The organism is Vibrio aerogenes (assembly GCF_024346755.1).
In the GTDB taxonomy this organism is placed as follows: domain Bacteria; phylum Pseudomonadota; class Gammaproteobacteria; order Enterobacterales; family Vibrionaceae; genus Vibrio; species Vibrio aerogenes.
Map to the genome: position 1 here is coordinate 972,570 of NZ_AP024861.1, position 22,414 is coordinate 994,983.

Annotated in this window: 17 protein-coding genes; 12 read left to right on the forward strand and 5 right to left on the reverse strand. The window is 45.3% G+C overall.

Annotated elements, in window-relative coordinates:
• Window positions 1-266: 266 nt before the first annotated feature.
• The 8 genes from OCV29_RS04535 (at window position 267) to OCV29_RS04570 (ending at window position 9,326) form a co-directional block, all read left to right on the forward strand.
• Entirely contained in the window at window positions 267-1,385 is a 1,119-nt protein-coding gene (locus tag OCV29_RS04535) for a bifunctional tRNA (adenosine(37)-C2)-methyltransferase TrmG/ribosomal RNA large subunit methyltransferase RlmN (RefSeq protein ID WP_073603766.1), read from the forward strand.
• A gap of 363 nt (window positions 1,386-1,748) precedes the next feature.
• Window positions 1,749-2,762, forward strand: a complete 1,014-nt coding sequence (rodZ, locus tag OCV29_RS04540; protein WP_073603765.1) for a cytoskeleton protein RodZ — start codon at window positions 1,749-1,751, stop codon at window positions 2,760-2,762.
• An 8-nt stretch (window positions 2,763-2,770) separates the two neighbouring features.
• Window positions 2,771-3,895, forward strand: coding sequence for a flavodoxin-dependent (E)-4-hydroxy-3-methylbut-2-enyl-diphosphate synthase (ispG, locus tag OCV29_RS04545; protein ID WP_073603764.1), 1,125 nt, complete (start codon window positions 2,771-2,773; stop codon window positions 3,893-3,895).
• Between the two features lie 25 nt (window positions 3,896-3,920).
• Entirely contained in the window at window positions 3,921-5,195 is a 1,275-nt protein-coding gene (hisS, locus tag OCV29_RS04550) for a histidine--tRNA ligase (protein WP_261887368.1), read from the forward strand.
• 31 nt (window positions 5,196-5,226) lie between these two features.
• Entirely contained in the window at window positions 5,227-5,841 is a 615-nt protein-coding gene (locus OCV29_RS04555; RefSeq protein WP_073603762.1) for a YfgM family protein, read from the forward strand.
• A gap of 19 nt (window positions 5,842-5,860) precedes the next feature.
• Complete coding sequence (bamB, locus tag OCV29_RS04560) at window positions 5,861-7,024, forward strand: outer membrane protein assembly factor BamB (RefSeq protein WP_073603761.1); 1,164 nt, start codon at window positions 5,861-5,863, stop codon at window positions 7,022-7,024.
• Between the two features lie 171 nt (window positions 7,025-7,195).
• On the forward strand, window positions 7,196-8,683 hold the full coding sequence (gene der / locus OCV29_RS04565) for a ribosome biogenesis GTPase Der (protein WP_073603760.1): 1,488 nt from the start codon (window positions 7,196-7,198) through the stop codon (window positions 8,681-8,683).
• A 412-nt stretch (window positions 8,684-9,095) separates the two neighbouring features.
• Window positions 9,096-9,326 (forward strand): zinc ribbon domain-containing protein, encoded by a 231-nt coding sequence (locus tag OCV29_RS04570; RefSeq protein ID WP_073603759.1) that lies wholly within the window; start codon window positions 9,096-9,098, stop codon window positions 9,324-9,326.
• Between the two features lie 3 nt (window positions 9,327-9,329).
• Here OCV29_RS04570 and xseA read toward each other — a convergent pair whose 3' ends face one another.
• Window positions 9,330-10,691 carry an exodeoxyribonuclease VII large subunit gene (xseA, locus tag OCV29_RS04575; protein WP_073603758.1) on the reverse strand — a complete coding sequence of 454 codons (1,362 nt, stop codon included), beginning with the start codon at window positions 10,689-10,691 and terminating at the stop codon, window positions 9,330-9,332.
• 180 nt (window positions 10,692-10,871) lie between these two features.
• Here xseA and guaB point away from each other — a divergent pair, with 180 nt between their 5' ends.
• Together guaB and guaA are read left to right on the forward strand one after the other, a co-directional pair.
• A complete protein-coding gene (guaB, locus tag OCV29_RS04580) occupies window positions 10,872-12,338 on the forward strand; it encodes an IMP dehydrogenase (protein ID WP_073603757.1) in 1,467 nt (488 codons plus the stop codon).
• 159 nt (window positions 12,339-12,497) lie between these two features.
• Window positions 12,498-14,075, forward strand: a complete 1,578-nt coding sequence (guaA, locus tag OCV29_RS04585) for a glutamine-hydrolyzing GMP synthase (RefSeq protein WP_073603756.1) — start codon at window positions 12,498-12,500, stop codon at window positions 14,073-14,075.
• A gap of 206 nt (window positions 14,076-14,281) precedes the next feature.
• On the opposite strand, the gene OCV29_RS04590 is transcribed toward guaA, so the two are convergent.
• From OCV29_RS04590 to OCV29_RS04600, 3 genes are all read right to left on the reverse strand, one after another.
• Window positions 14,282-15,841 carry an alanine/glycine:cation symporter family protein gene (locus OCV29_RS04590; protein ID WP_073603755.1) on the reverse strand — a complete coding sequence of 520 codons (1,560 nt, stop codon included), beginning with the start codon at window positions 15,839-15,841 and terminating at the stop codon, window positions 14,282-14,284.
• Between the two features lie 338 nt (window positions 15,842-16,179).
• Window positions 16,180-17,781 (reverse strand): sensor histidine kinase, encoded by a 1,602-nt coding sequence (locus OCV29_RS04595; RefSeq protein WP_073603754.1) that lies wholly within the window; start codon window positions 17,779-17,781, stop codon window positions 16,180-16,182.
• Between the two features lie 54 nt (window positions 17,782-17,835).
• Window positions 17,836-18,645 carry a phosphate/phosphite/phosphonate ABC transporter substrate-binding protein gene (locus OCV29_RS04600; protein ID WP_073603753.1) on the reverse strand — a complete coding sequence of 270 codons (810 nt, stop codon included), beginning with the start codon at window positions 18,643-18,645 and terminating at the stop codon, window positions 17,836-17,838.
• 151 nt (window positions 18,646-18,796) lie between these two features.
• Here OCV29_RS04600 and OCV29_RS04605 point away from each other — a divergent pair, with 151 nt between their 5' ends.
• Together OCV29_RS04605 and OCV29_RS04610 are read left to right on the forward strand one after the other, a co-directional pair.
• Window positions 18,797-19,615: a carbon-nitrogen hydrolase family protein gene (locus OCV29_RS04605; protein ID WP_073603752.1), complete on the forward strand. Its 819-nt coding sequence runs from the start codon at window positions 18,797-18,799 to the stop codon at window positions 19,613-19,615.
• Window positions 19,616-19,677: 62 nt separating this feature from the next.
• On the forward strand, window positions 19,678-20,454 hold the full coding sequence (locus OCV29_RS04610) for an ABC transporter substrate-binding protein (protein ID WP_073603751.1): 777 nt from the start codon (window positions 19,678-19,680) through the stop codon (window positions 20,452-20,454).
• A 56-nt stretch (window positions 20,455-20,510) separates the two neighbouring features.
• On the opposite strand, the gene OCV29_RS04615 is transcribed toward OCV29_RS04610, so the two are convergent.
• The gene (locus OCV29_RS04615; protein ID WP_245796837.1) at window positions 20,511-22,040 is read right to left on the reverse strand and encodes a deoxyguanosinetriphosphate triphosphohydrolase; all 1,530 of its coding nucleotides are present in this window, start codon (window positions 22,038-22,040) and stop codon (window positions 20,511-20,513) included.
• Window positions 22,041-22,414: the final 374 nt, after the last annotated feature.

Sequence of the window (22,414 nt, forward strand, 5' to 3'; positions counted from 1 at the left end):
TTTTTCTCGTGAACAATTTGTTTCTCGTGAACATGCGCATTCCGATGTATTGACTGTTCACGTTTATGACCTCCGGAATATATTTAAATGATATGATTCCGGAGCTTTCTGAGCAGCTTATGTCTGCCATGTAGCTTCAGGTTTTTCAGGTATATCTGAGACCTGCTTTTCTGAAGTGACTCACCTTGTCAGGGCTTGTTGTTATTGCTTAAAGGCTGTACAATGCGCGCCCTGATTTTATCTGTTCGTCTTTCCGGAGAGCCTCTATGACCACGAAATTCAATTTGCTTGATTTTGACAGAAAAGCAATGCGCCAGCTGTTTACCGAAGAATTGAATGAGAAGGCATTTCGGGCTGAACAGGTAATGAAGTGGATTTATCACTTTGGCTGTGATGACTTTTCCCAAATGACAAACATCAATAAAAAGCTGATAAGCAAACTTCAGCAACGATGTGAAATAAAAGCACCCTATGTGTCTGAAGCGCAGCACTCATCAGATGGTACGATTAAATGGGCAATGCGTGTCGGCGATCAAGATGTTGAAACTGTGTATATTCCGGAAGATGACCGGGCAACTCTTTGTGTTTCTTCACAGGTTGGATGCGCACTTGAGTGTAAGTTTTGTTCGACGGCTCAACAAGGATTTAACCGGAATCTTCGTGTCTCTGAGATTATTGGTCAGGTTTGGCGGGCTGCCCGTGAAATCGGTCTTGAAAAAGAAACGGGCCGCAGACCGATTACCAATGTCGTCATGATGGGAATGGGCGAGCCTTTGCTGAATATGAAAAACCTCATCCCTTCATTAAATATTATGCTGGATGACTTTGGTTTTGGCTTATCCAAGCGACGGGTCACCGTTTCTACTTCGGGTGTTGTCTCTGGCCTCGAGCAAATGATCGATAAAGTTGATGTTGCTTTAGCCATTTCACTACATGCTCCCAATGATAAGCTGAGAAGCGAAATTATGCCGATTAATGACCGGTGGGATATTGATGATTTCCTGTCAACCGTCCGGCGTTATATCGCTTCTTCAAATGCCAACCGGGGTAAAGTTACAGTCGAGTACATTCTTCTGGACCATGTCAATGACGGGACAGAACATGCTCATGAGCTGGCTAAACTGATGAAGAACACACCGTGTAAGATTAATCTGATTCCATTTAATCCTTATCCGGGGTCTCCTTATAAAAAGCCCAGTAATTCCCGTATTGATCGGTTTATGAAAGTCCTGATGTCTTACGATTATACGGTTACTGTACGTAAAACCCGTGGGGACGATATTGATGCCGCATGTGGTCAGTTGGTCGGAGATGTGATTGACAGAACGAAACGAACAAAAATTAATTCAGATGAATACGGTGCTATTCCTGTCCGTGCTGTTTAATTTTCCTGTCCGGTGATATTTATTTTTTTAGGTGAGTTTTTCAGCGGAATTACCGCAGGCAGGTCAGGCTGTACAAATATCCGGGTCTGCTGGCTTAAATTAGTTGATGTTATGTCAATTTATCGAAAAACATTGAGATAACTTAGTCGTTGCGCCTAATTCCTTGTTGTTTCACATCTAATATCCATTAGAATGATTACCCATATTTGTCAAAAATGTTTGAGTTATTAATAATTCTAACGTTAATATGAACTTTATTTTGTGCTGTAGTATGGCTTAGGTATTGAATAAGAATAAAAATGATGAAGATAAAGCTATGCTTACTGTGAGACTACAGCGATGCAAATGAGATAGATACTGCAGATGATGACAGAGACCGAAACAGAAACAACGAAAGATGAAACCCCGCAAAAACCAGGGACACTTTTAAAACAGAAAAGAGAGTCCCTTGGTTTAACGCAAAAACAGGTCGCGGATAAGCTGCGGTTGCGGGTTACTGTGATAGAGTCATTAGAAGATAATAATTTTAATATTGATAAAGTTTCTACCTTTGTTCGTGGATATATCCGTTCCTATGCCAGAATTGTCGGGCTTGATGAGCAGTCAGTTGTTGCTGCGTATGATCAATATTGCGGAAGCGAGAAGCAAGAAGTCTCCATGACGAGCTTCTCCAGAAAAACAGCACGTCAGCAACATAACAGCCGGATCAATCTGATAACCTTTGGTATTATTGTGATTGTTATTGGTATCTCTTCCCTGTGGTGGTACCAGAATCAGAAAGATGACACCTTACTTCCTCAAAGCATTTCTCCACAATCGGATTCTCAAACTGAAACCTCCACCTCTGAACCTTCTGAAGCTTCGACACTTGTGACCGAAAAGCCGGCTGAAGATGAATTTAATACGGTGAAAGCTTTATCTTCTCAGGATTCAAAAGAAGAGAATGCCTTAAGTGTTGACTCAGCTGAGGTTGATCATCCGGTTGCCGGTTCGAAAGAGCCACCGCATGAATCGCCTTCAGCCGTGGTTGAAAAAACAGCACCTGCTGAAGCTGGTGTTGCATCTTCTCGTGACACTGAGAAAAAGCTTGCTGATACAAAAAAAGCAGAGAAGAAAGAGAATAATAAGCCAGTCAATCACCTGACTCAGCTATCTATGGAATTTAAAGATGACTGTTGGGTCCGGGTCAAAGATTCTAATGATAAAACGCTGATTGTCGGGTTAAAGAAGGCAGGGCGTTCAATCCAGCTTCAGGGAAATGCACCATTCAGTTTTATTCTCGGTGCACCTGAAAGTGTTTCTATCACATTTGCAGGTGAACCTGTTGACCTTTCTCGGTATACTTCGGGTAAAGTAGCAAGATTTACCTTACCTTAGATAATAGTATGCAACCGAAATCTCCTATTCAGCGCCGCCGTTCAACCCGGATTTATGTTGGTGATGTTCCTGTTGGTGATGGCGCTCCAATTGCTGTCCAGTCAATGACAAATACGAAAACCACAGATGTTGAGGCAACTGTGGCTCAGATACGTTCTCTGGAAAAAGTTGGCGCGGATATTGTCCGTGTTTCTGTTCCTACCATGGATGCCGCTGAAGCATTCAAAGAAATTAAAAGTCAGGTTACAGTTCCCTTAGTTGCCGATATTCATTTTGATTATCGTATTGCACTGAAGGTGGCTGATTATGGTGTTGACTGCCTGAGAATTAATCCGGGAAATATCGGGCGGGAAGAACGGATTCGCAGTGTGGTTGATTGTGCAAAGGATAAAGGCATTCCGATCCGGATTGGTGTGAATGGTGGGTCACTGGAAAAAGATATCCAGCAAAAGTATACAGAACCGACAGCAGAAGCTTTGGTTGAATCAGCAATGCGGCATGTTGATATTCTGGACCGGATGAATTTTGACCAGTTTAAAGTGAGTGTTAAAGCATCTGATGTATTTCTTGCCGTTGATTCTTACCGGCTGTTGGCCCGGAAAATTGATCAGCCGCTTCATCTTGGCATTACAGAAGCTGGCGGGATTCGTGCCGGCGCTGTTAAATCCTCTGTTGGTTTAGGGATGTTGCTTGCTGAAGGTATTGGAGATACGCTGAGAATCTCTCTGGCTGCAGATCCGGTTGAAGAGATTAAAGTCGGTTTTGACATTCTTAAGTCGTTACGTATTCGTTCCCGGGGCATTAACTTTATTGCTTGCCCGAGCTGCTCCAGACAAGAATTTGATGTCATTAGCACAGTCAATGCATTAGAAGAGCGGTTAGAAGACGTATTGACGCCGATGGATGTATCTATTATTGGTTGTGTGGTCAATGGGCCTGGTGAAGCTGAAGCTTCTCAGCTTGGATTAGCTGGCGGTAATCGTAAAAGTGCGTTTTATGAAGATGGAATCCGTCAAAAAGAACGCTTTGATAATGAAAATCTGGTCGATCAGCTGGAAGCGAAAATCAGAGCGAAAGCTGCAATGATGGAAGAAAAAAATCAAATCCAGGTCACCCGGATAGAAGAAAATTAACAGATTAAACTGACGGTAATTATTTGTGGCAAAGACAATAGAATCAATACGAGGCATGAACGATTGCCTTCCAACAGAATCCCCTCTCTGGCAGAAAGTTGAGGGAGTGGTCAAAGATGTTATCAGTGCGTATGGCTGTAGTGAAATCCGTATGCCGATTGTTGAGATGACGCATCTTTTCTGCCGGGCCATTGGTGAAGTCACCGATGTTGTTGAAAAAGAGATGTATACGTTTGACGACCGGAATGGTGATAGCCTGACTTTACGTCCGGAAGGGACTGCGGGTTGTGTTCGGGCTGGTATTGAAAAGGGATTGCTATATAACCAGGAACAGCGTTTGTGGTATATGGGGCCAATGTTTCGGCATGAGCGTCCTCAGAAAGGGCGCTATCGTCAATTCCATCAGTGTGGTGTTGAAATGTTCGGCCTGAATGGTCCGGATGTTGACGCTGAACTGATCCTGATGACCGCCCGGATGTGGCGTGAGCTGGGAATTGATCAGCATGTTCGTCTGGAGCTGAACTCTATTGGTTCTCTGGAAGCCAGAGCCGAATACCGCTCTGCACTGGTTGCTTTCCTTGAGCAACATGAATCGGTGTTGGATGACGATTGTAAACGTCGGATGCATACGAATCCGCTTCGTGTGCTGGATACAAAAAATCCGGATATTCAGGCGATATTAGTGGATGCGCCAGAGCTGACAGATTACCTGGATGATGATTCAAAAGAACATTTTGCCGGCTTATGTGAACTTCTCAATGCATCAGGTATCGAATATACGGTGAACCCTTGTTTAGTCCGGGGACTGGATTATTATAACAAGACCGTTTTTGAGTGGGTGACGGAAAGCCTTGGTGCTCAGGGGACCGTGTGTGCCGGTGGTCGTTATGATGGTTTGGTTGAGCAACTGGGCGGCAAGGCAACGCCAGCGGTTGGTTTTGCTATGGGACTTGAACGTTTGGTTCTGATGGTGACATCTTTGGAAACAACAGAGATCAGAAATCCTGTTGATGTCTATGTCGTCACTGCGGGTGAAGGTACAATGGTTACCGGAATGAAACTTGCCGAGCATGTTCGTTCTGCTGTTCCCGGAGTGCGTGTCATGAATAATTTTGGTGGTGGCAACTTTAAGAAACAATTTAAAAGAGCGGATAAAGTCGGCGCTGCCATTGCTTTAGTGTTAGGTGAAAATGAAGTTTCGGAGCAAACAGTGGTCTTAAAAGATCTGGCTGGCGGAACTCAGGAAACAATTAATCAGTCTGATATTTCAGACAGGCTGACTCATTTCTTCAAAAGCTGATTTTTGAGAAGTGGCATAAAGAGGATATACAGTGGAACTTTACGATACTGAAGAACAACAGGTTGAAGCAATCAAGAGCTGGTGGCAAGAGAACGGAAAAGCCGTTTTGATTGGTACAGCAATCAGTATAGCCGGCATTTTAGGCTGGAACTATTATCAGGAATCAGTGAAATCATCTCAGGAAGAAGCTTCTCTGCAATATACAGATACAATTTCCGCGTTGTCTGACAAAGGTATTGAAGCCGGAAAAGTCGTTCAGCAGTTTATCGATTCTCATTCTGATAGTGACTATTCGGTTCTGGCTGCGATGCAGCTGGCTAAGGTACAGGTTGATGCTAAACAGTTAGATCAAGCCTTAACCCAGCTTGAATGGGCAAAAACGCATACAGATGATGTCGCATTGAAAATGCTGCTCAATTATCGCATTGCACGAATTTACGCAGATCAGGGTAAATATGATCAGGCCCAGAGTGCTTTAAATAATGTGTCAGACAAAAGCTGGGCTGGCCGTGTTGCAGAGCTGAAAGGTGATATCGCACTGAAACAGGGAAATAAAGATGCCGCTTATGCTGCATACTCTGAAGCTCAGCAGGCTCAGGATCAGAGCAGACTGCTACAAATGAAATTAGACGATCTTGCCAGATAATATAAGAGTATTGAGCTATATGAAGAAGTGGTTTGGCAGTTTATTATTCGCAACGATGATTGCAGGTGGTCTGAGTGGCTGTTCCAGTGAGGAAGATTCAGTGGTCATGGCGCCTGTACCAGATGTTCAAAGTCAGTTTCAGCCAGAAACAGACTGGAGTGCTTCTGTAGGCCATGGTGTTGAACATTATTTTTCCAGGCTGCGACCGCACTCCGCATATGGAAAAATTTTTGTTGCAAGTCGTGATGGTATCGTCAAAGCGCTTGATCCTACTACCGGTAAAACATTATGGGAAAAAGATCTCGGTGATGAAGAGCAGACTTTTTTGTCTGGGGGCATCAGTACCGGATTGAACCAGCTCTATATTGGTAGCGAAACCGGCATCTTATACGCTATGGATGCTGAAACTGGTGAATTGAAATGGAAACAGGACGTCAGTGGCGAGATTTTGGCTGCGCCTGTCACAGAAAGTGATCTTGTCATTATTCACACCAGTGAAGGCAACCTTATTGCTCTGGAGCAGAAGACCGGGAAGCAACAGTGGACAATCAGTACCGAAGTGCCCAATTTGACCCTGCGGGGAGATAGTACTCCGGTCACAGTTTCCGGAGGTATCTTCTGGGGAACTGCAAATGGCCGGCTTGCCGCAGCAATTGCATCATCGGGGCAGATGATCTGGCAACAATCTATCGGAACGCCTAAAGGAGCAACTGAAATTGATCGGTTAATTGATGTTGATTCCTCGCCGTTAGTTATAGGCAGTACACTTTATACGGTTGGTTATAACGGCAAACTGGTCGCGATTGACCTTCGGTCCGGAAAGCCGTTGTGGAAACGCAATTATTCATCTGCGACGAACATAGCGACTGATGGCGGTAAAATCTTTGTTGTTACTGATCAGGATTATCTGACTGCAGTTGATGCCCGGAGTGGAACAGAAATCTGGACGAATCGTCAGTTAGAGAATCGTTTGGTCACTGAACCTGTGATCATCCATAACTATGTTGTTGTGGGTGACAGCGAAGGTTATCTGTATTGGATTGACCGGAATACCGGAGAATTTGTCTCTGAGCAACATGTGAGCAGTAGTGGTTTTGCCGTTGCACCGATCGTTTTGTCGGATGGTGGTTACTTAGTAATGACCAGAGATGGTGATGTGAAGAAACTAACGATCAATCAGTGATCGTGATACAATCCCGCATCGGCTCCTGGCTGGAAACAGTCGGGAGCCGTTTTATTGATATACACTTGATAGTGAGTTTACCTGAAAGTACTGCCTCCAGTTTTTTCAGGTAATCGATAAGTCTGAATTTTTATTTTTCACCGATACCTGTGATTTTAGAGGTTGCTATATATGATCCCTGTAGTTGCGCTTGTTGGGCGTCCAAATGTAGGAAAATCGACACTGTTTAACCGACTGACCCGGACAAGAGATGCGCTGGTTGCTGATTTTCCGGGGCTGACCCGTGATCGGAAATATGGTCATGCAAAAGTAGGTGAACAAGAATTTATTGTTATCGATACCGGCGGTATTGATGGTAGTGAAGATGGTGTTGAGACCAAAATGGCTGAACAGTCTCTTGCTGCAATTGATGAAGCGGATGTTGTTTTGTTTATGGTTGACGGGCGCGCTGGCCTGACGCCTTCCGATCAAGCGATTGCTTTACACTTACGTAAAACAGAAAAGGCATCACTGCTGGTTGTGAATAAAGTCGATGGAATCGATGCAGATAGTGCAAGTGCCGAGTTCTGGCAACTGGGCATCGATCAGGTCTACCATATTGCTGCTGCACATGGGCGCGGTGTCAGTTCTCTGATTGAAAAAGCCCTCAATCCACTGTTTGAAACTTTTGTTCAGGAATCAGAAGATGATTTCGGTGATATGTCCGAAGATTCGTTCGCCGAAGAGACACAGCTTGATTACACCGAAGAAGAGGCCGAAGCTGAGTATCAGCGCCTGCAGGAAAAGCCGATTAAGCTGGCTATAATCGGGCGGCCAAATGTGGGCAAATCAACGTTAACTAACCGGATTCTCGGGGAAGAGCGGGTGGTGGTTTATGATATGCCCGGAACAACCAGAGATTCTATTTATATTCCTATGCAGCGTCATGAGCGGGAATATATCCTGATCGATACTGCAGGAGTTCGTCGCAGAAAGCGTATTCATGAGACCGTAGAAAAATTCTCAGTTGTAAAAACCCTGAAGGCCATTGAAGATGCAAATGTTGTATTGCTGGTCATTGACGCCCGTGAAAATATATCCGATCAGGACTTAAGTCTGTTGGGCTTTACACTCAATGCCGGACGTTCCGTGGTTCTTGCCGTGAATAAGTGGGATGGACTTGATCAAAGTGTGAAAGAAGACGTGAAAAAAGAGTTGGACAGACGTTTAGGGTTTATCGACTTTGCCAGGATTCACTTTATTTCTGCACTTCATGGAACCGGAGTTGGGCATCTGTTTGAATCGGTTGAAGAAGCTTATAACTCAGCAACAACCCGTGTTGGTACATCCGTATTGACGAGAGTTTTGAAGATGGCAACTGAAGATCACCAGCCGCCGCTGGTACGTGGTCGTCGTGTGAAACTAAAATATGCGCATGCCGGAGGATATAATCCACCGATTATTGTGATACACGGGAATATGGTCAAAGAATTGCCGGATTCTTATAAACGTTATCTGATGAACTATTATCGTAAGTCTCTGGAGATTATGGGGACGCCTATCCGGATACAATTCCAGAATAGTGAGAATCCTTTCGAAGGCAAAACCAACAAGCTGACTCTGTCGCAGGAACGGCAGAAGAAGCGGTTAATGTCGATGATGAAGCATCGCAAAAAATAATCATGACTGTTGATGAAACCCGGCATTTTGCCGGGTTTTTTCTGGATTAAAGATAAATGATCTTTTTATGAAACACTTATCCGGGTGATTTTTAAGTTTTTATAAAGTACAAAATATCGTTAATAATTCATATACAGAATATGTAACTTATGCTTTCGGGGTGTGGTTATATAATTGTTCTTTTGAAGGTTGATCGCTGATCAATACAAATAAAGCCGGTGATCAGGTAAGGATCTCTGAGGGATCTTTTACAGCAGCAGATATTTCATTCTGAGAGATGGTTCGTTCTTTGTCATCAAATATAGTTTTTTCCGGCTCAGGTCTATATTTTGGGTAACAAACCAAATTGAGTCACAAAATAAATTATAGGGTTGTAGTGGTACAGTTATCACCAGATCATAAAGGAGCTGAAATGTCTGAAAACAGATGTCCGGAATGTCAACAGGAGCTCAGCTGGGACGGCAACTATTGTTGCTCCCGCTGCAATGCACACTATCATAAAATAGCTTACTGTCCGGATTGCAAAGCTGAACTTGAAAAGCTGGCGGCATGTGGTGCTGTCAGCTATTTTTGTCATTCATGCAATGAGCTGAAATCTAAATCAAATCCGGCAACCCGGTTTGAATTTAAACGGATAGATTAATCGTTATTCAGGACCAGCTATGACAGTCGAGTAAATTTTGCCGTCAGCTAACTGAGTGACGAGTGTCTCTCCGTCGTGGACCTCATCAGAGGTGTGAATAACCTTGCCGGCACGATTGGTTGTTACAGAATAACCTCTTTTGAGCGTAGATAAGGGACTCACAGCGTCTAAGGTTTCAGCGGAAAGAGCGAGCTGATGCTGACAAGTGAGAATCTTTTTATCAATCGCTTCAGCCAGTCTTCTCTCAGTTTGTACCATATTGTCCTGCATTTTCCGGATCCATGGCTGAGGTGAATGCAACTGAAGCGTATAGCTGAGACGATCCGTTCTTTGCTGCTCTCTGATCAGATATCCCTGTACGGACTGTTGCAGTCGCCCGGAAAGATCATCAAGTTGCCGGGCTTGTTTATCCAGCTGGTTACTGGGATGCTGCTTTTCCAATGCATGCATCAGGGATTGATGATGCTGATTTTTTTCAGCCAGATAAAAACGGATACTGTCTGCCAGTCTGCGCCGGAAATTTTCGAAACCGGAAACTTTGTAACTGCTATCCTGACTTACCAGTTCAGCCGCTGCTGAAGGGGTTGGCGCCCGAACATCGGCAACAAAGTCAGCAATTGTGACATCAACTTCATGGCCGACGGCACTGACAACCGGAATCTGACTTGCCGCAATTGTCCGGGCAACGATTTCCTGATTGAAGCTCCAGAGATCTTCCAGAGAGCCGCCACCACGACCGACGATCAAAACATCACATTCCTGTCTCTCATTTGCTCTGCCAATCGCTTGAGCGATTTGAATGGCAGCATGTTCTCCCTGAACCATGGTTGGATAGATCACCACAGGCAATGTCGGGTCTCTTCGCTTGAGTACATCCAGGATATCGAATAAAGCTGCGCCGGTTTTGGAGGTAATAATTCCGACACATTGTGGGTGCTCAGGTAAGGGTTGCTTATTGGTTTGTGCAAAGAGTCCTTCCGCAGTCAGTTTGTTCTTTAATTGCTCAAACTCCTGCTGAAGGCGGCCATCGCCTTCAGGCTGCATTGATTCAATAATGAGCTGATAGTCTCCGCGGGGTTCATAGAGAGACAGTCGTGCTTTGACCAGAACCTGCTGCCCGTTTTGGGGCTTAAATGTCACGAAGCGGTTACTGCCTTTAAACATCGCACATCTGACCTGAGCACGGGTATCTTTTAATGTCAGATACCAGTGGCCGGACACAGGTGAAGAGAAGTTAGAAATCTCGCCAATCAGCCAGACAATTCCCATCTCATTTTCGAGTAACAGACGAACGTCGGCATTCAATCGGGAGACAGTGTAGATATTGCGGTTACCGGAAACAAACACGATAAGATAAGAGGCCATAAGGATGGAAATTAGCGCCAATATAATACATATCAAGGGGGATTATGCAAATTAAAAATAAAAAAATGTGTAGTAAAACTCAATTTTGCTCGGTATAATCCGTCCGCAATATCAAATCCAACCCAACAATTTAGCAAACGGTTGGTTTTTCTTTTAACGCCCTGTTGTGAGATATTGCAAATGTTACGAATCGCCAAAGAAGCTCTGACTTTCGACGATGTACTACTCGTCCCAGCCCATTCTACAGTTCTTCCCAATACTGCTGATCTTCGTACCCGGCTCACGAAGAATATCACCCTGAATATTCCAATGCTTTCTGCATCGATGGATACTGTCACGGAAGCTCGTCTGGCTATTGCGCTGGCTCAGGAAGGCGGGATTGGTTTTATCCATAAAAACATGTCAGTCGAACAGCAGGCTGCTCAGGTTCGTCAGGTTAAGATCTATGAAGCCGGTGTGGTGACATCTCCGGTAACCGTTCAGCCTGAGCAGACGATTGCTGAAGTGATGGCCTTAACCGAAGAACACGGCTTTGCGGGCTTTCCTGTCGTGACACGAAATAATGAACTGGTTGGGATTATTACCGGCCGTGATGTGCGTTTTGTCACTGATCTGAATAAACAGGTTTCAGCAGTCATGACGCCAAAAGAGCGTCTTGCAACAGTGAAAGAAGGCGCTTCTCACGCTGAAGTGCAGGAAAAAATGCACCAGGCCCGCGTTGAAAAAATCCTGGTTGTGAATGATGAATTCCAGCTGACCGGTATGATCACAGCAAAAGACTTCCATAAAGCAGAAAAAGCCCCACATGCCTGTAAAGATGAACAGGGCAGGCTACGTGTTGGCGCGGCAATCGGCGCTGCGCCCGGCAATGAAGAGCGGGTAAAAGCGCTGGTTGAAGCCGGTGTCGATGTGTTGTTGATTGACTCCTCTCATGGTCATTCTGAAGGTGTACTACAGCGTATTCGCGAAACACGTGAAGCTTATCCTGATTTGGATATTATTGGCGGAAACGTAGCAACGGCTCAGGGTGCCAAAGCATTGATTGAAGCCGGAGTGAGCGCAGTTAAGGTTGGTATTGGCCCCGGTTCGATCTGTACGACCCGTATCGTCACTGGTGTTGGTGTGCCACAGGTTTCTGCAATTGCTGATGCTGCGGCTGTTGCTGATGAGTATGGTATTCCTGTGATTGGTGATGGCGGGATTCGTTTCTCTGGTGATATCTGTAAGGCAATTGCTGCGGGGGCATCGTGTGTGATGGTTGGCTCTATGTTTGCCGGGACAGAAGAAGCACCGGGAGAAGTCATTCTTTATCAGGGACGTTCTTATAAAGCTTATCGTGGTATGGGGTCTCTGGGAGCAATGTCAAAAGGCTCTTCCGATCGTTATTTCCAGTCGGATAATGCTGCTGACAAACTCGTTCCTGAAGGCATTGAAGGCCGGATTGCTTATAAAGGTTTGCTCAGAGAAATCGTGCACCAGCAAATGGGTGGGCTTCGTTCTTGTATGGGTTTAACCGGTTCTGCAACGATTGAAGATTTAAGAACAAAAGCTGAATTCGTGAAAATCTCTGGTGCTGGTATCCAAGAATCTCACGTTCACGATGTTCAAATCACCAAAGAAGCACCAAATTATCGTTTAGGATCTTAATACAAACGGTTAAGATCGAAAAACAAGTGTTTAGGCTGAAAGACCCGAACAACTGGCGAAAACGTTTGCTTTTTGCTTGATGACAACAATGGAGGCGGGTAAACTCGTCTCCGTTTCTTATTTTTAATCTATCAACTAGCTTATTAAAGACGGCTCAAAATGACGAAAAACATTCATGACCAAAGGATCCTGATCCTTGATTTTGGCTCTCAATATACCCAACTGGTTGCGCGTCGTGTACGTGAGATTGGTGTTTATTGTGAACTGTGGAGTTGGGACGTTGATGAAGCGGACATCCGTGAATTCCACCCTGACGGCATCATCTTATCTGGCGGTCCTGAAAGCGTTGCGGCAGAGAACTCTCCGCGGGCGCCTCAGTATGTTTATGATTGTGGTGTGCCTGTCTTGGGCATCTGTTATGGCATGCAAACCATGGCTGAGCAGCTGGGTGGTAAAGTTTCCTGCTCGGATAAACGTGAATTTGGTTATGCTCAGGTTGAGGTGACTCAGACATCAAAACTGTTTGAAGGGCTTCAGGATAGCGTGACAGCCGATGGTGCTGCGCTGCTGGATGTCTGGATGAGTCATGGCGATAAAGTCGTTGAAATTCCATCTGATTTTGTTCAGGTCGCGCAAACCGATACCTGTCCTTATGCGGCAATGGCGAATGAAGAGAAACGCTTTTATGGTGTTCAGTTCCATCCAGAAGTCACCCATACCAAACAGGGCACGCAAATCCTGGAAAACTTCGTGCTGGGCGCGTGTGGCTGTGAGCGTTTATGGACTTCGGCTTCAATTATTGAAGATGCTGTCGCCCGGATTAAGGCTCAGGTAGGGGATGATGAAGTCATTCTTGCTCTGTCTGGCGGCGTTGATTCTTCTGTTGTTGCGATGCTGGTTCAGCGCGCCATTGGAGATAAGCTGACCTGTGTTTTTGTTGATAACGGTCTGTTGCGCCTGAATGAAGGCCAGCAGGTGATGGAAATGTTTGGTGATCACTTCGGGCTGAATATCATTAAAGTCGAAGCGGAAGAGCGTTTCCTGAAAGCGCTGGAAGGCAAAAGCGATCCGGAAGAGAAACGGAAAGTCATTGGGCATGAGTTTATCGAGGTCTTTGATGAGGAAGCCGGAAAGCTTAAAAATGCCAAGTGGCTGGCTCAGGGCACAATCTACCCGGATGTGATTGAATCTGCGGCATCAAAAACCGGTAAAGCTCATGTGATTAAGTCGCACCATAACGTGGGCGGTCTGCCTGAAGATATGGAAATGGGGCTGGTTGAACCACTGCGTGAATTGTTTAAAGATGAAGTTCGCAAAATCGGTTTAGAGCTGGGTCTGCCATACGATATGCTCTATCGCCATCCTTTCCCCGGACCTGGCCTTGGCGTCCGTGTTCTGGGTGAAATTAAGAAAGAATATTGTGATTTGCTGCGCCGTGCAGATGCGATTTTTATTGAAGAATTACATGCCGCGGGTTTGTATCACAAAGTGTCTCAGGCATTCACTGTCTTCCTGCCGGTTCGTTCTGTCGGCGTGATGGGAGATGGCCGTAAGTACGACTGGGTTGTCTCACTGCGGGCTGTGGAAACGATCGACTTCATGACCGCGCACTGGGCGCACTTGCCCTATGATTTTCTGGGTAAAGTCTCTAACCGGATTATTAATGAAGTAGACGGAATTTCCCGTGTCGTTTACGATATTTCGGGTAAGCCACCAGCGACAATTGAGTGGGAATAATTTCCTGATTGCCAAGTGCCCCTAAGTGAATATAAAGAAAACCTCTGACAAAATGTGAGAGGTTTTTTTATTCTTGAACAGCCTCTAATGAAAATGATCGGTTTATTTTCTTTTCGGGCGGATTAAACAGCAGCATTCACTCCAAATAAAAAAAGAGCCATTGTTATATTGGCTCTTTTTTCATGCACTTCGGTAACCCGTCAGAGTTAGCTTCTCACATCTACCGGATTTTCAGTATCGATATAATCACCAGTATCAGAGGTTGATTTTGATTTTTGTGATTGACGGGCATAGCGTTTTTCCCAGTAATCAGCACCCGTAATTCCTAATGCCACCGGATTAAACGTATATTCTTCAACGCCTTGTTTTTGCTGTTCTTCATAATCTTTCAGAACTTTCATTGCTGGTTTGTTGAGCAAGAAGATCGTCAGAATACCAACAATATTCAGCCATGCCATTAAACCAACACCGACGTCACCCATTGCCCATGCAAGACCCGCGGTTTTGACTGTACCGTAGAATGTCGCACACAGAATCACAAGTTTCAGACCAAACATCAGAATATCAGAGTTAAATTTACGGCGGATATAAGCAATGTTTGTTTCTGCAATATAGTAGTAAGCCAGAATGGTTGTGAAGGCAAAGAAGAGCAGGGCAAACGCAACAAATGTTTTACCGATACCCGGCAGGGCACTTTCGATCGCTGCCTGAGTAAATCCCGGACCATTTGGTGTAATTTCAGCCGCCAGATTCTGAACAAGGAATGCACCTTCACCCACCCCCTGAACATTGTATGCTCCGGTAATTAAAATCATAAATGCAGTGGCAGAACAAACCAGCAGGGTATCAATATAAATTGAGAATGACTGAACCAACCCCTGTTGTGCCGGGTGCTGAACGTGTGCTGCAGCTGCTGCGTGTGGTCCGGTTCCTTGTCCTGCTTCGTTGGAATAAACACCTCGTTTTACACCCCATCCGATAGCTGCACCCAGTCCGGCCATTGGTGTAAATGCATCACCAATGATCATCGCAAAGATATGTGGCACCTGATGGATATTCAACAAGATAATGACGAAAGCCGTGATGATATAAGCCAGCGCCATAAATGGTACGATGACCTGAGTAAAGCTTGCAATCCGTTTAACGCCACCAAAAATGATGAATGCAAGCAGAATAGAAATGCCTGTCCCCGTTAAAATTTTGGCAAAGCTGAATGTACCGATAGCTGTTTGAACCATCTCACCAGAGCCGAAAGCTGTTTCGACAGCATTACCGATACTATTGGACTGAACACCTGGCAGCAGTACGCCACATGCCAATACAGTTGCAATTGCAAATATCCATGCATACCATTTTTGGCCCAGTGCTTTCTCTATGTAGTAGGCCGGACCACCACGGAACTGGCCATCTTCTTCTTCTTTATATATTTGAGCCAGAGTTGATTCCGCATATGCCGTTGCTGCGCCCAGAAAGGCTACAACCCACATCCAGAAAATAGCTCCGGGGCCGCCAAATCCTATGGCTGCGGCCACGCCCGCAATATTACCTGTACCGACCCGGCCAGAAAGAGAGACAGCAAGTGCCTGAAAAGAGGAAATACCTTTGGTCGATGATTTGCTGGTAAATAGCAGGCGACACATTTCAGAGAAGTGCCTTACCTGAACAAAACGGGTCAGAATTGAGTAAAACAAACCGGCACCAAGACATAAATAAATGAGTGCCGGACTCCATATAATTCCATTTAAAAAGTCTACAACTGATTGCATTTGTAATTTCCTGTATTAAATGTGTTGCTTAAATTTGTGTATTTTTTATCGTATATGTTGCTTTGCAATATTTTTATCTTTATGTGAAGCAAATGTTAATATATTTATCCTTTGATTGCTATAGCTAATTTTTTTGAAGTTATATTCTTATTTTTGTTATATTTTTGGTGTTTTTATCTGGATTTTTGTTAAATTTGTGGTTTATTAGTTTGGTTAAAAACATATAAATGAAATAATATTGAAGTGTGAATGTGATCTTGTTTTGAGCTATTAAATGTACAAAAGTGGCATTATATGGTGTTTTATTCTACAGTCTTTTCGGGTGGAGTACGGTATCTTTAACTTTTCTTTGGTGAATAGTTCGGGGAAGAGATGACGGCTTTGGGGAAGTTGAGAGTGAAGCAGGTTCCTTCACCCGGTTGGCTTTCCATCAGAATTTCACCCTGATGTTCTTTCATGATGTTGTAGCTGATCGCCAGTCCTAGCCCGGTGCCTTTTCCGACTTTTTTGGTGGTAAAAAATGGGTCAAAGATTTTTTTGTGTAAGGCGGGCGGAATACCGCTTCCGTTATCCCGGACAGAAATACACACTCTGTTATTTTCAGCCCAGCTGCGAATTTCGATACGTCCCTCAGCTTCTATCGCATGTGAAGCGTTGATAATCAGATTCAGTAAAACCTGCTGAATCTGGCTGGTATTACAATTGACTAAAGGCAGGTCAGATAATTCAACAACGGTTTCTGCTTTATACTTGAGTTCATTCTCCGTCACCCGCAAAGTTTTTTCTATCGCTTCATTCAGGTTTGCCGGTTTATATGACTTATCCTGATCGACATGTGAGAAATCTTTCAGTCCTGAAACAATATGATTAATCCGCTCGTTTCCTTCATGGATATCAGTAATAATCTCAGCCATATCTTCCAGAATGAATTCGATATCTTTTTGCTTCAGCCATGCTTTCAGCGAACGGACTGCCTGCCGGAGTTCTTCTTCACTTTGTTGCTCATCCAGCTGTTGTAATTGACTGATAATTTCATTGTACGTGGCTGTATAAGTGGATAATGTCCTGATATTACTCATGATAAATCCGACCGGATTATTAATCTCATGGGCAACACCGGCAGCCAGTGTGCCGATGGAAGCCATTTTTTCGGAATGGATTAATTGCTCATTGGTTTTTTCCAGCGCACGGGTTCTGTGTTCAATCTGGTTTTCGAGCGTTTTATTCAGTGATTCGAGTTGCTTTTCATACATCTCCCGGCTTTGTGAAACATTCTTCAAACGTTCAGACATTGCATTAAACGCCTCGCTGACTTCAGCAATTTCATCTGTGCCTTTGCTCTGGACAAAAACATCCATATAACCTTTTGAAATCCGGTAAGCGGCATAGCGCAGCCGGGTCAGGCCACTGACAAGATAAGAACCCAGAAAATATGAAAACAGGGCGACCAGTCCCATTTCTCCAATTGCAATAGACAAACTCCAGTGCCAGACTTCGTTGATTTGTCTGCTTAAACTGCTGGTATCAATCCCCAGCTCAATGATGCCATACAGCGTCCCCGCTTCACGAATTTCAGCCCGGGTATCGAATACACCATCAGAGACATGATCGATCTGCTGATCTTCATGAAAAGGATCATTGAGCCAGGTTTTATTGCCTGCCTGAGCGAAAATCTGTCCCGAAGGGGATTTGATTCTTACATAAACCAAATCCGGATTTTCCATCAGTTCAGCACTCAGAGCGTCTAATGAAGCCAAATCATAAGAGAGAACAGCATCTTTGGTCGTTGTGGCAAACAGGGTTGCGGTGGTGATAGCCCGTTTATACAATCCCTCGTAGTTGGTTGACTTCAGATAATTCAGGGTCACTGTAATCAGCAGACCAAGCAGGAGTGCTTCTATGATAGCCACGCCCAGGATTGTTTTTAGTTTCAATGACATGTTATCTATCCTGCATCTTGAGAATGCCTGGGTATAAGCAAAGCCTGCTGTTTTTTACTCCAGAAAATTATCTAACAGGTGAATATTTAACTGCCGGACATCATCCCATTGTTCATCTGATGCAGCTTCCAGACCTTTGAAATTCAGATTTTTGAGCAGCGCCAAACCCTGTTTATCTGCTGTCATTGCCTGCATTGCCCGCACCAGTTTGTCTTTGGTTTCCTGAGAAATCCGGGGATGTACTGCGATCGCATGAGATGTATATGGCGGGGTTGTCCACAGTATTTTTAATTCAGACCTGACTTCCGGAGCCATATTATTCAGTGTTCTGAGCACACCACCGCCCGCCGGGAAAAATTGGCGCGATACATTCATATATACCGAATCGTGTGAAGAAACATATTTAGGAGTAAAGCGAATCTTCTGGCGGGTCAGCTGAGCCCGGGTCAGAATACTGGCTGCAAAGGCGGCCGGAGACGGAAACACAATGGTGGCATCTTTCAGATCGGACAGGGTTTTAGCCGTGCTGTTTTTATGGACCACGATGATACCTTTAATCTGTTTGTCTTTCTGTTTGGCAATGGCTCTGTAACCGGGTTTCTGGCTGAAAACGGTATAGTGATAAGGGTTCATGTAAGCAATATCATAGTCTCCGTGACTGAGTCGTCGTTCAAACTCCGGGATATCTTTGGCTGTCGTAAACTGAATCTTCACGCCGCTTGACTCACTCAGATAGCTGAGTACCGGCGACCAAAGCGCCGCCAGTTTTTTCGCAGACTGTTGCGGAACAACACCAAATGAAAGGGTTTCTGCCTGGCTCTGAAATGTAAGTAACCCGAGCAGTAAAATGAGAATAAAACGCATAGAGTTCCTTTAGTTAGATAGCAAAGGTTATGATAAAAAGCATAGTTGCTTATTGATCAGACTGAGAAACTTAAAATAATAAGAATGAGAATAAATTCTTAATCAGGCACTTCGGGCTGTTGTGCATTGAGTTTTGACAGAGGGATTTTAAATGACAGGGGTGACATTCAAAGCTGCAGCGATTCAGATGAACAGTGGTGATCATCTGGACCAGAATCTTCAACAAGCCGCTTCTCTGATTGCAGAAGCGGCCTCTCAGGGCGCAGAGCTGGTGGTGCTCCCTGAATATTTTTACTGGATGGGTGAAGATGAAACTACCCGGATCCGGCTGGGAGAGCCGTTTGGAGACGGCCCGCTTCAGCGTTTTCTTTCCCGGCAGGCTCAGCAGTATCAGGTGTGGTTATCAGGCGGAACCATTCCTCTGCAAAGCACTCACCCGCAAAAAGTTTTCAACAGCAATTTATTATTCAGCCCGTCCGGTGCATGTGCCGGACGTTACGACAAGATCCATCTGTTCGGATTTGATAACGGCAATGAGTGTTATCAGGAGTCTGAAATTCTGGAAGCAGGTCACGACATTCAGACATTTACCACGCCTTTTGGCCTCATCCGGCCATCGGTCTGTTATGATCTGCGCTTCCCGGAAATGTTTCGTGACCATTCTGGTTATTCTCTCATCACCGCGCCTGCAGCATTTACAGCCATAACCGGTCTGGCGCACTGGGAAATTTTATTACGGGCAAGAGCGGTTGAAAATCAGTGTTTTGTGATTGCCGCTGCCCAGACGGGCGAACATCCCGGTGGTAAGTCTACCTTTGGCCATAGCATGATCATTGATCCCTGGGGAAAGGTTCTTGCCTGTTTGGAAGAGGGTTATGGTATTGTGTGCGCCCAAACCGATATGGATTATATGCAGCAGGTCAGGGGTAACTTACCTGCGCTCAGGCATCAAAGATTAAATACGCTGTGATCAGGCCACCTGAATCAAATGTGGTCAGGCGATTATTCTTTGCATTGAAAAGGATCTGACGGATGAGAAAAATTATCTTGCTGTGCGTTTTGGCTGGTTTATTTTCAGCAGCAAATGTGTGGGCAGGCAATACACTTCGCTTTGGTATCGAGGCTGAATATCCCCCGTTTGAAAGTAAAAATGCACAGGGAGAACTGGTGGGGTTTGACATTGAGCTGGGCAAGGCTGTCTGTCAGGCTGCACAAATGCAATGCAGCTGGTTTGAAGCCAGTTTTGACGCTCTGATACCCGCGCTCAGGGCAAAACAATTTGATGTGATCAATTCAGCCATGAATATCACTCAGGAAAGAAAAGAGCGGATTGATTTCACTCAGCCGGTTTACCGGATTCCAACCCGGCTCATCGCCCGCGAAGGCAGTGGTCTGACGCCGGATATTCTATCGTTGCGTGGTAAAAAGATCGGTGTGCTGCAAGGATCAATTCAGGAAGTTTACGCGAAAAAACACTGGGCGACACAAGGCATTCGTGTCATGACTTATCAGGATCAGAGTATGGTCTATTCTGATATGGTCCTTGGCCGGATTGATGCGACGCTGGTGATGGCAGCAGCCGGTCAGTCCGGATTTCTGAGCCGCCCGGAAGGCGACGGATTTGCTTTTGCCGGCGAGCCGGTGGAAGACCCGGCCATACTTGGCAGCGGCATCGGCTTCGGCGTGCGTCAGGGGGGTTCGGCACTGAAAGCGGTGCTCAATCAGGCCATTGCACAAGTAAAAACCGATGGCACCATACAGCGATTAGGAAAAAAATACTTTCCAGGATTCGATATTTCGGTTGAGTAATCGTGTCCAAATAAAGTGACCGCCGGGCGATGATTGTTTATTTATTTTCCCTGCGTTTACAGGCTGTCAATGACACTGAACGCCCGGTACTCATCAAAGGCATATTGATCGGTCATGCCACTGATATAGTCCTGAATCAGCCTGACCCGGTAGTAATATTCCCAGACTTGTGCAGAAAACTCATACCCGCCCGGATAGTTTCCGGCCTCAATGTCCTTCATGGCATTATCGTACGCCCGCAAATGTTTGCCCGGCAGCTTTGAGAATAACCGTGAAGGCAGCAGCTGTGTTCTGTCCCCTTCTTTTACCTGCAGAAAATCGTCCCTCTCCAGTTCCAGCAGCGGTTTATAGTAATCAAGTAATCCGGTAATGATTTTGTATCCCTGTAATTCCCTTGCTTCCACATCCCGGTCACAAAAGGCATGCTTTTTCGCCACGTTTTTCAGGGTTTCGACCAGCGCATGCTCTGTACTGAAGTTCTCAATCAGTGGCCGGTTAAAGCGCCCGGTATAAATGGTTTCAATATTTTCAATGAATTGTGTCGCCGCATGGCGGGGAAGCAGCTGGCTGATTTCGACCCGTAAGGTGATAAAAAAGTGGCTGACGGCGCAGTTTTTGGCACTGGTTGCCCGGCTTTGTGCCTCATGGACAATCTGTGCCATTTTTTCCGGATCGGCCCCGGCGTAACGCGGATCCATCAGCAGATTCTGATATTCCTGACACAAGGCTTCACTGGTTCGTTTCCGGTCCAGAATGCCTTTCTCGACCGCATCTTCAATATCGGCTATCCCATAAGAGATATCATCGGCGGCCTCCATAATATAAGTGAACGGTGCCCGGGTGCCTTTCTCCAGTGCCAGCGTTTGATACAGATTACCGATGAACTCATCTTCACTGAGATAAAATCCGACTTTCTTTTTCAGATAGGGCAGTTCCGCTTCCGTCATTGGCGTGCCACGTTGCTTCAATGTTTTCGGGCTGAGTTCATCCCCCCGGCGGGTATATTTTAAGATCGCGGAAACCTGCGTATAAGTCAGGTTCAGACTCAGAATCGAATGGACCAGCCGTATCGCCTGTGCATTGCCCTCAAATTCAGTTAAATCCTTATACAGCGCCGGTGGCAACGCTTTGATGCCTTCATAGCTGCAAAACCAGTCATTGATGGCCTGCTCTCCGAAGTGACCAAAAGGCGGATTGCCGACATCATGCATCAGGCAGCCCATTTCGACGACCGATTCAAAATGACGTTCGAGTTCTTCCAGCCCATATTGTTTTGCATCTTCGCCCAGCTGATGGTAAATCCGCTGCACAATATGACGCCCGACCTGCTGCACTTCCAGTGAGTGCGTCAGCCTGCTTCTGACTGACGAATTGCGCTCCAGCGGAAACACCTGGGTTTTCTGTTGCAACCGCCGGATGGCGGCTGAGTTGATGATCCGCCCCCGATCGCTTTCAAACTGCGACAGGCGGGGGATTTGTCCGGTCCGGTAAGGTTCAATCCGGGATGTATTGTCACTACCGGACGTGTAAGGCCGGTTATATCTGAATCGGGCTCTGAAATCGATCTGCATAGTCTGGTCTGGCATCTTCAGGTCTTTCACTATTTAAAACACATCCTGGTCTGAACTCAAGCTTGTGTCACGGGTTCTTCGTTCCGGTTCATAAAATCGCCATCTGCGGGTTCAGGCCATCAGGTATCATGGTGATCGGAATGAAATTAAACTGAACAAATTTTAATCATTACAATGTATTAACAATTGTGGGTCGTCATGATGAAAATTGCAAAATCAACAATAAAAATGAGAGACCAGTTCAGGAAAAACGGAAATCTAATCAACATCAAACGAATAACTGCTGAACTCAATAACATAATTTGCATATAATACCGCAGGGCTGTTGACCGGATACCCAAGCAACCTGAACACTGTTTTTTCAGATTGTTTGGGTATCAAAGGTGAAT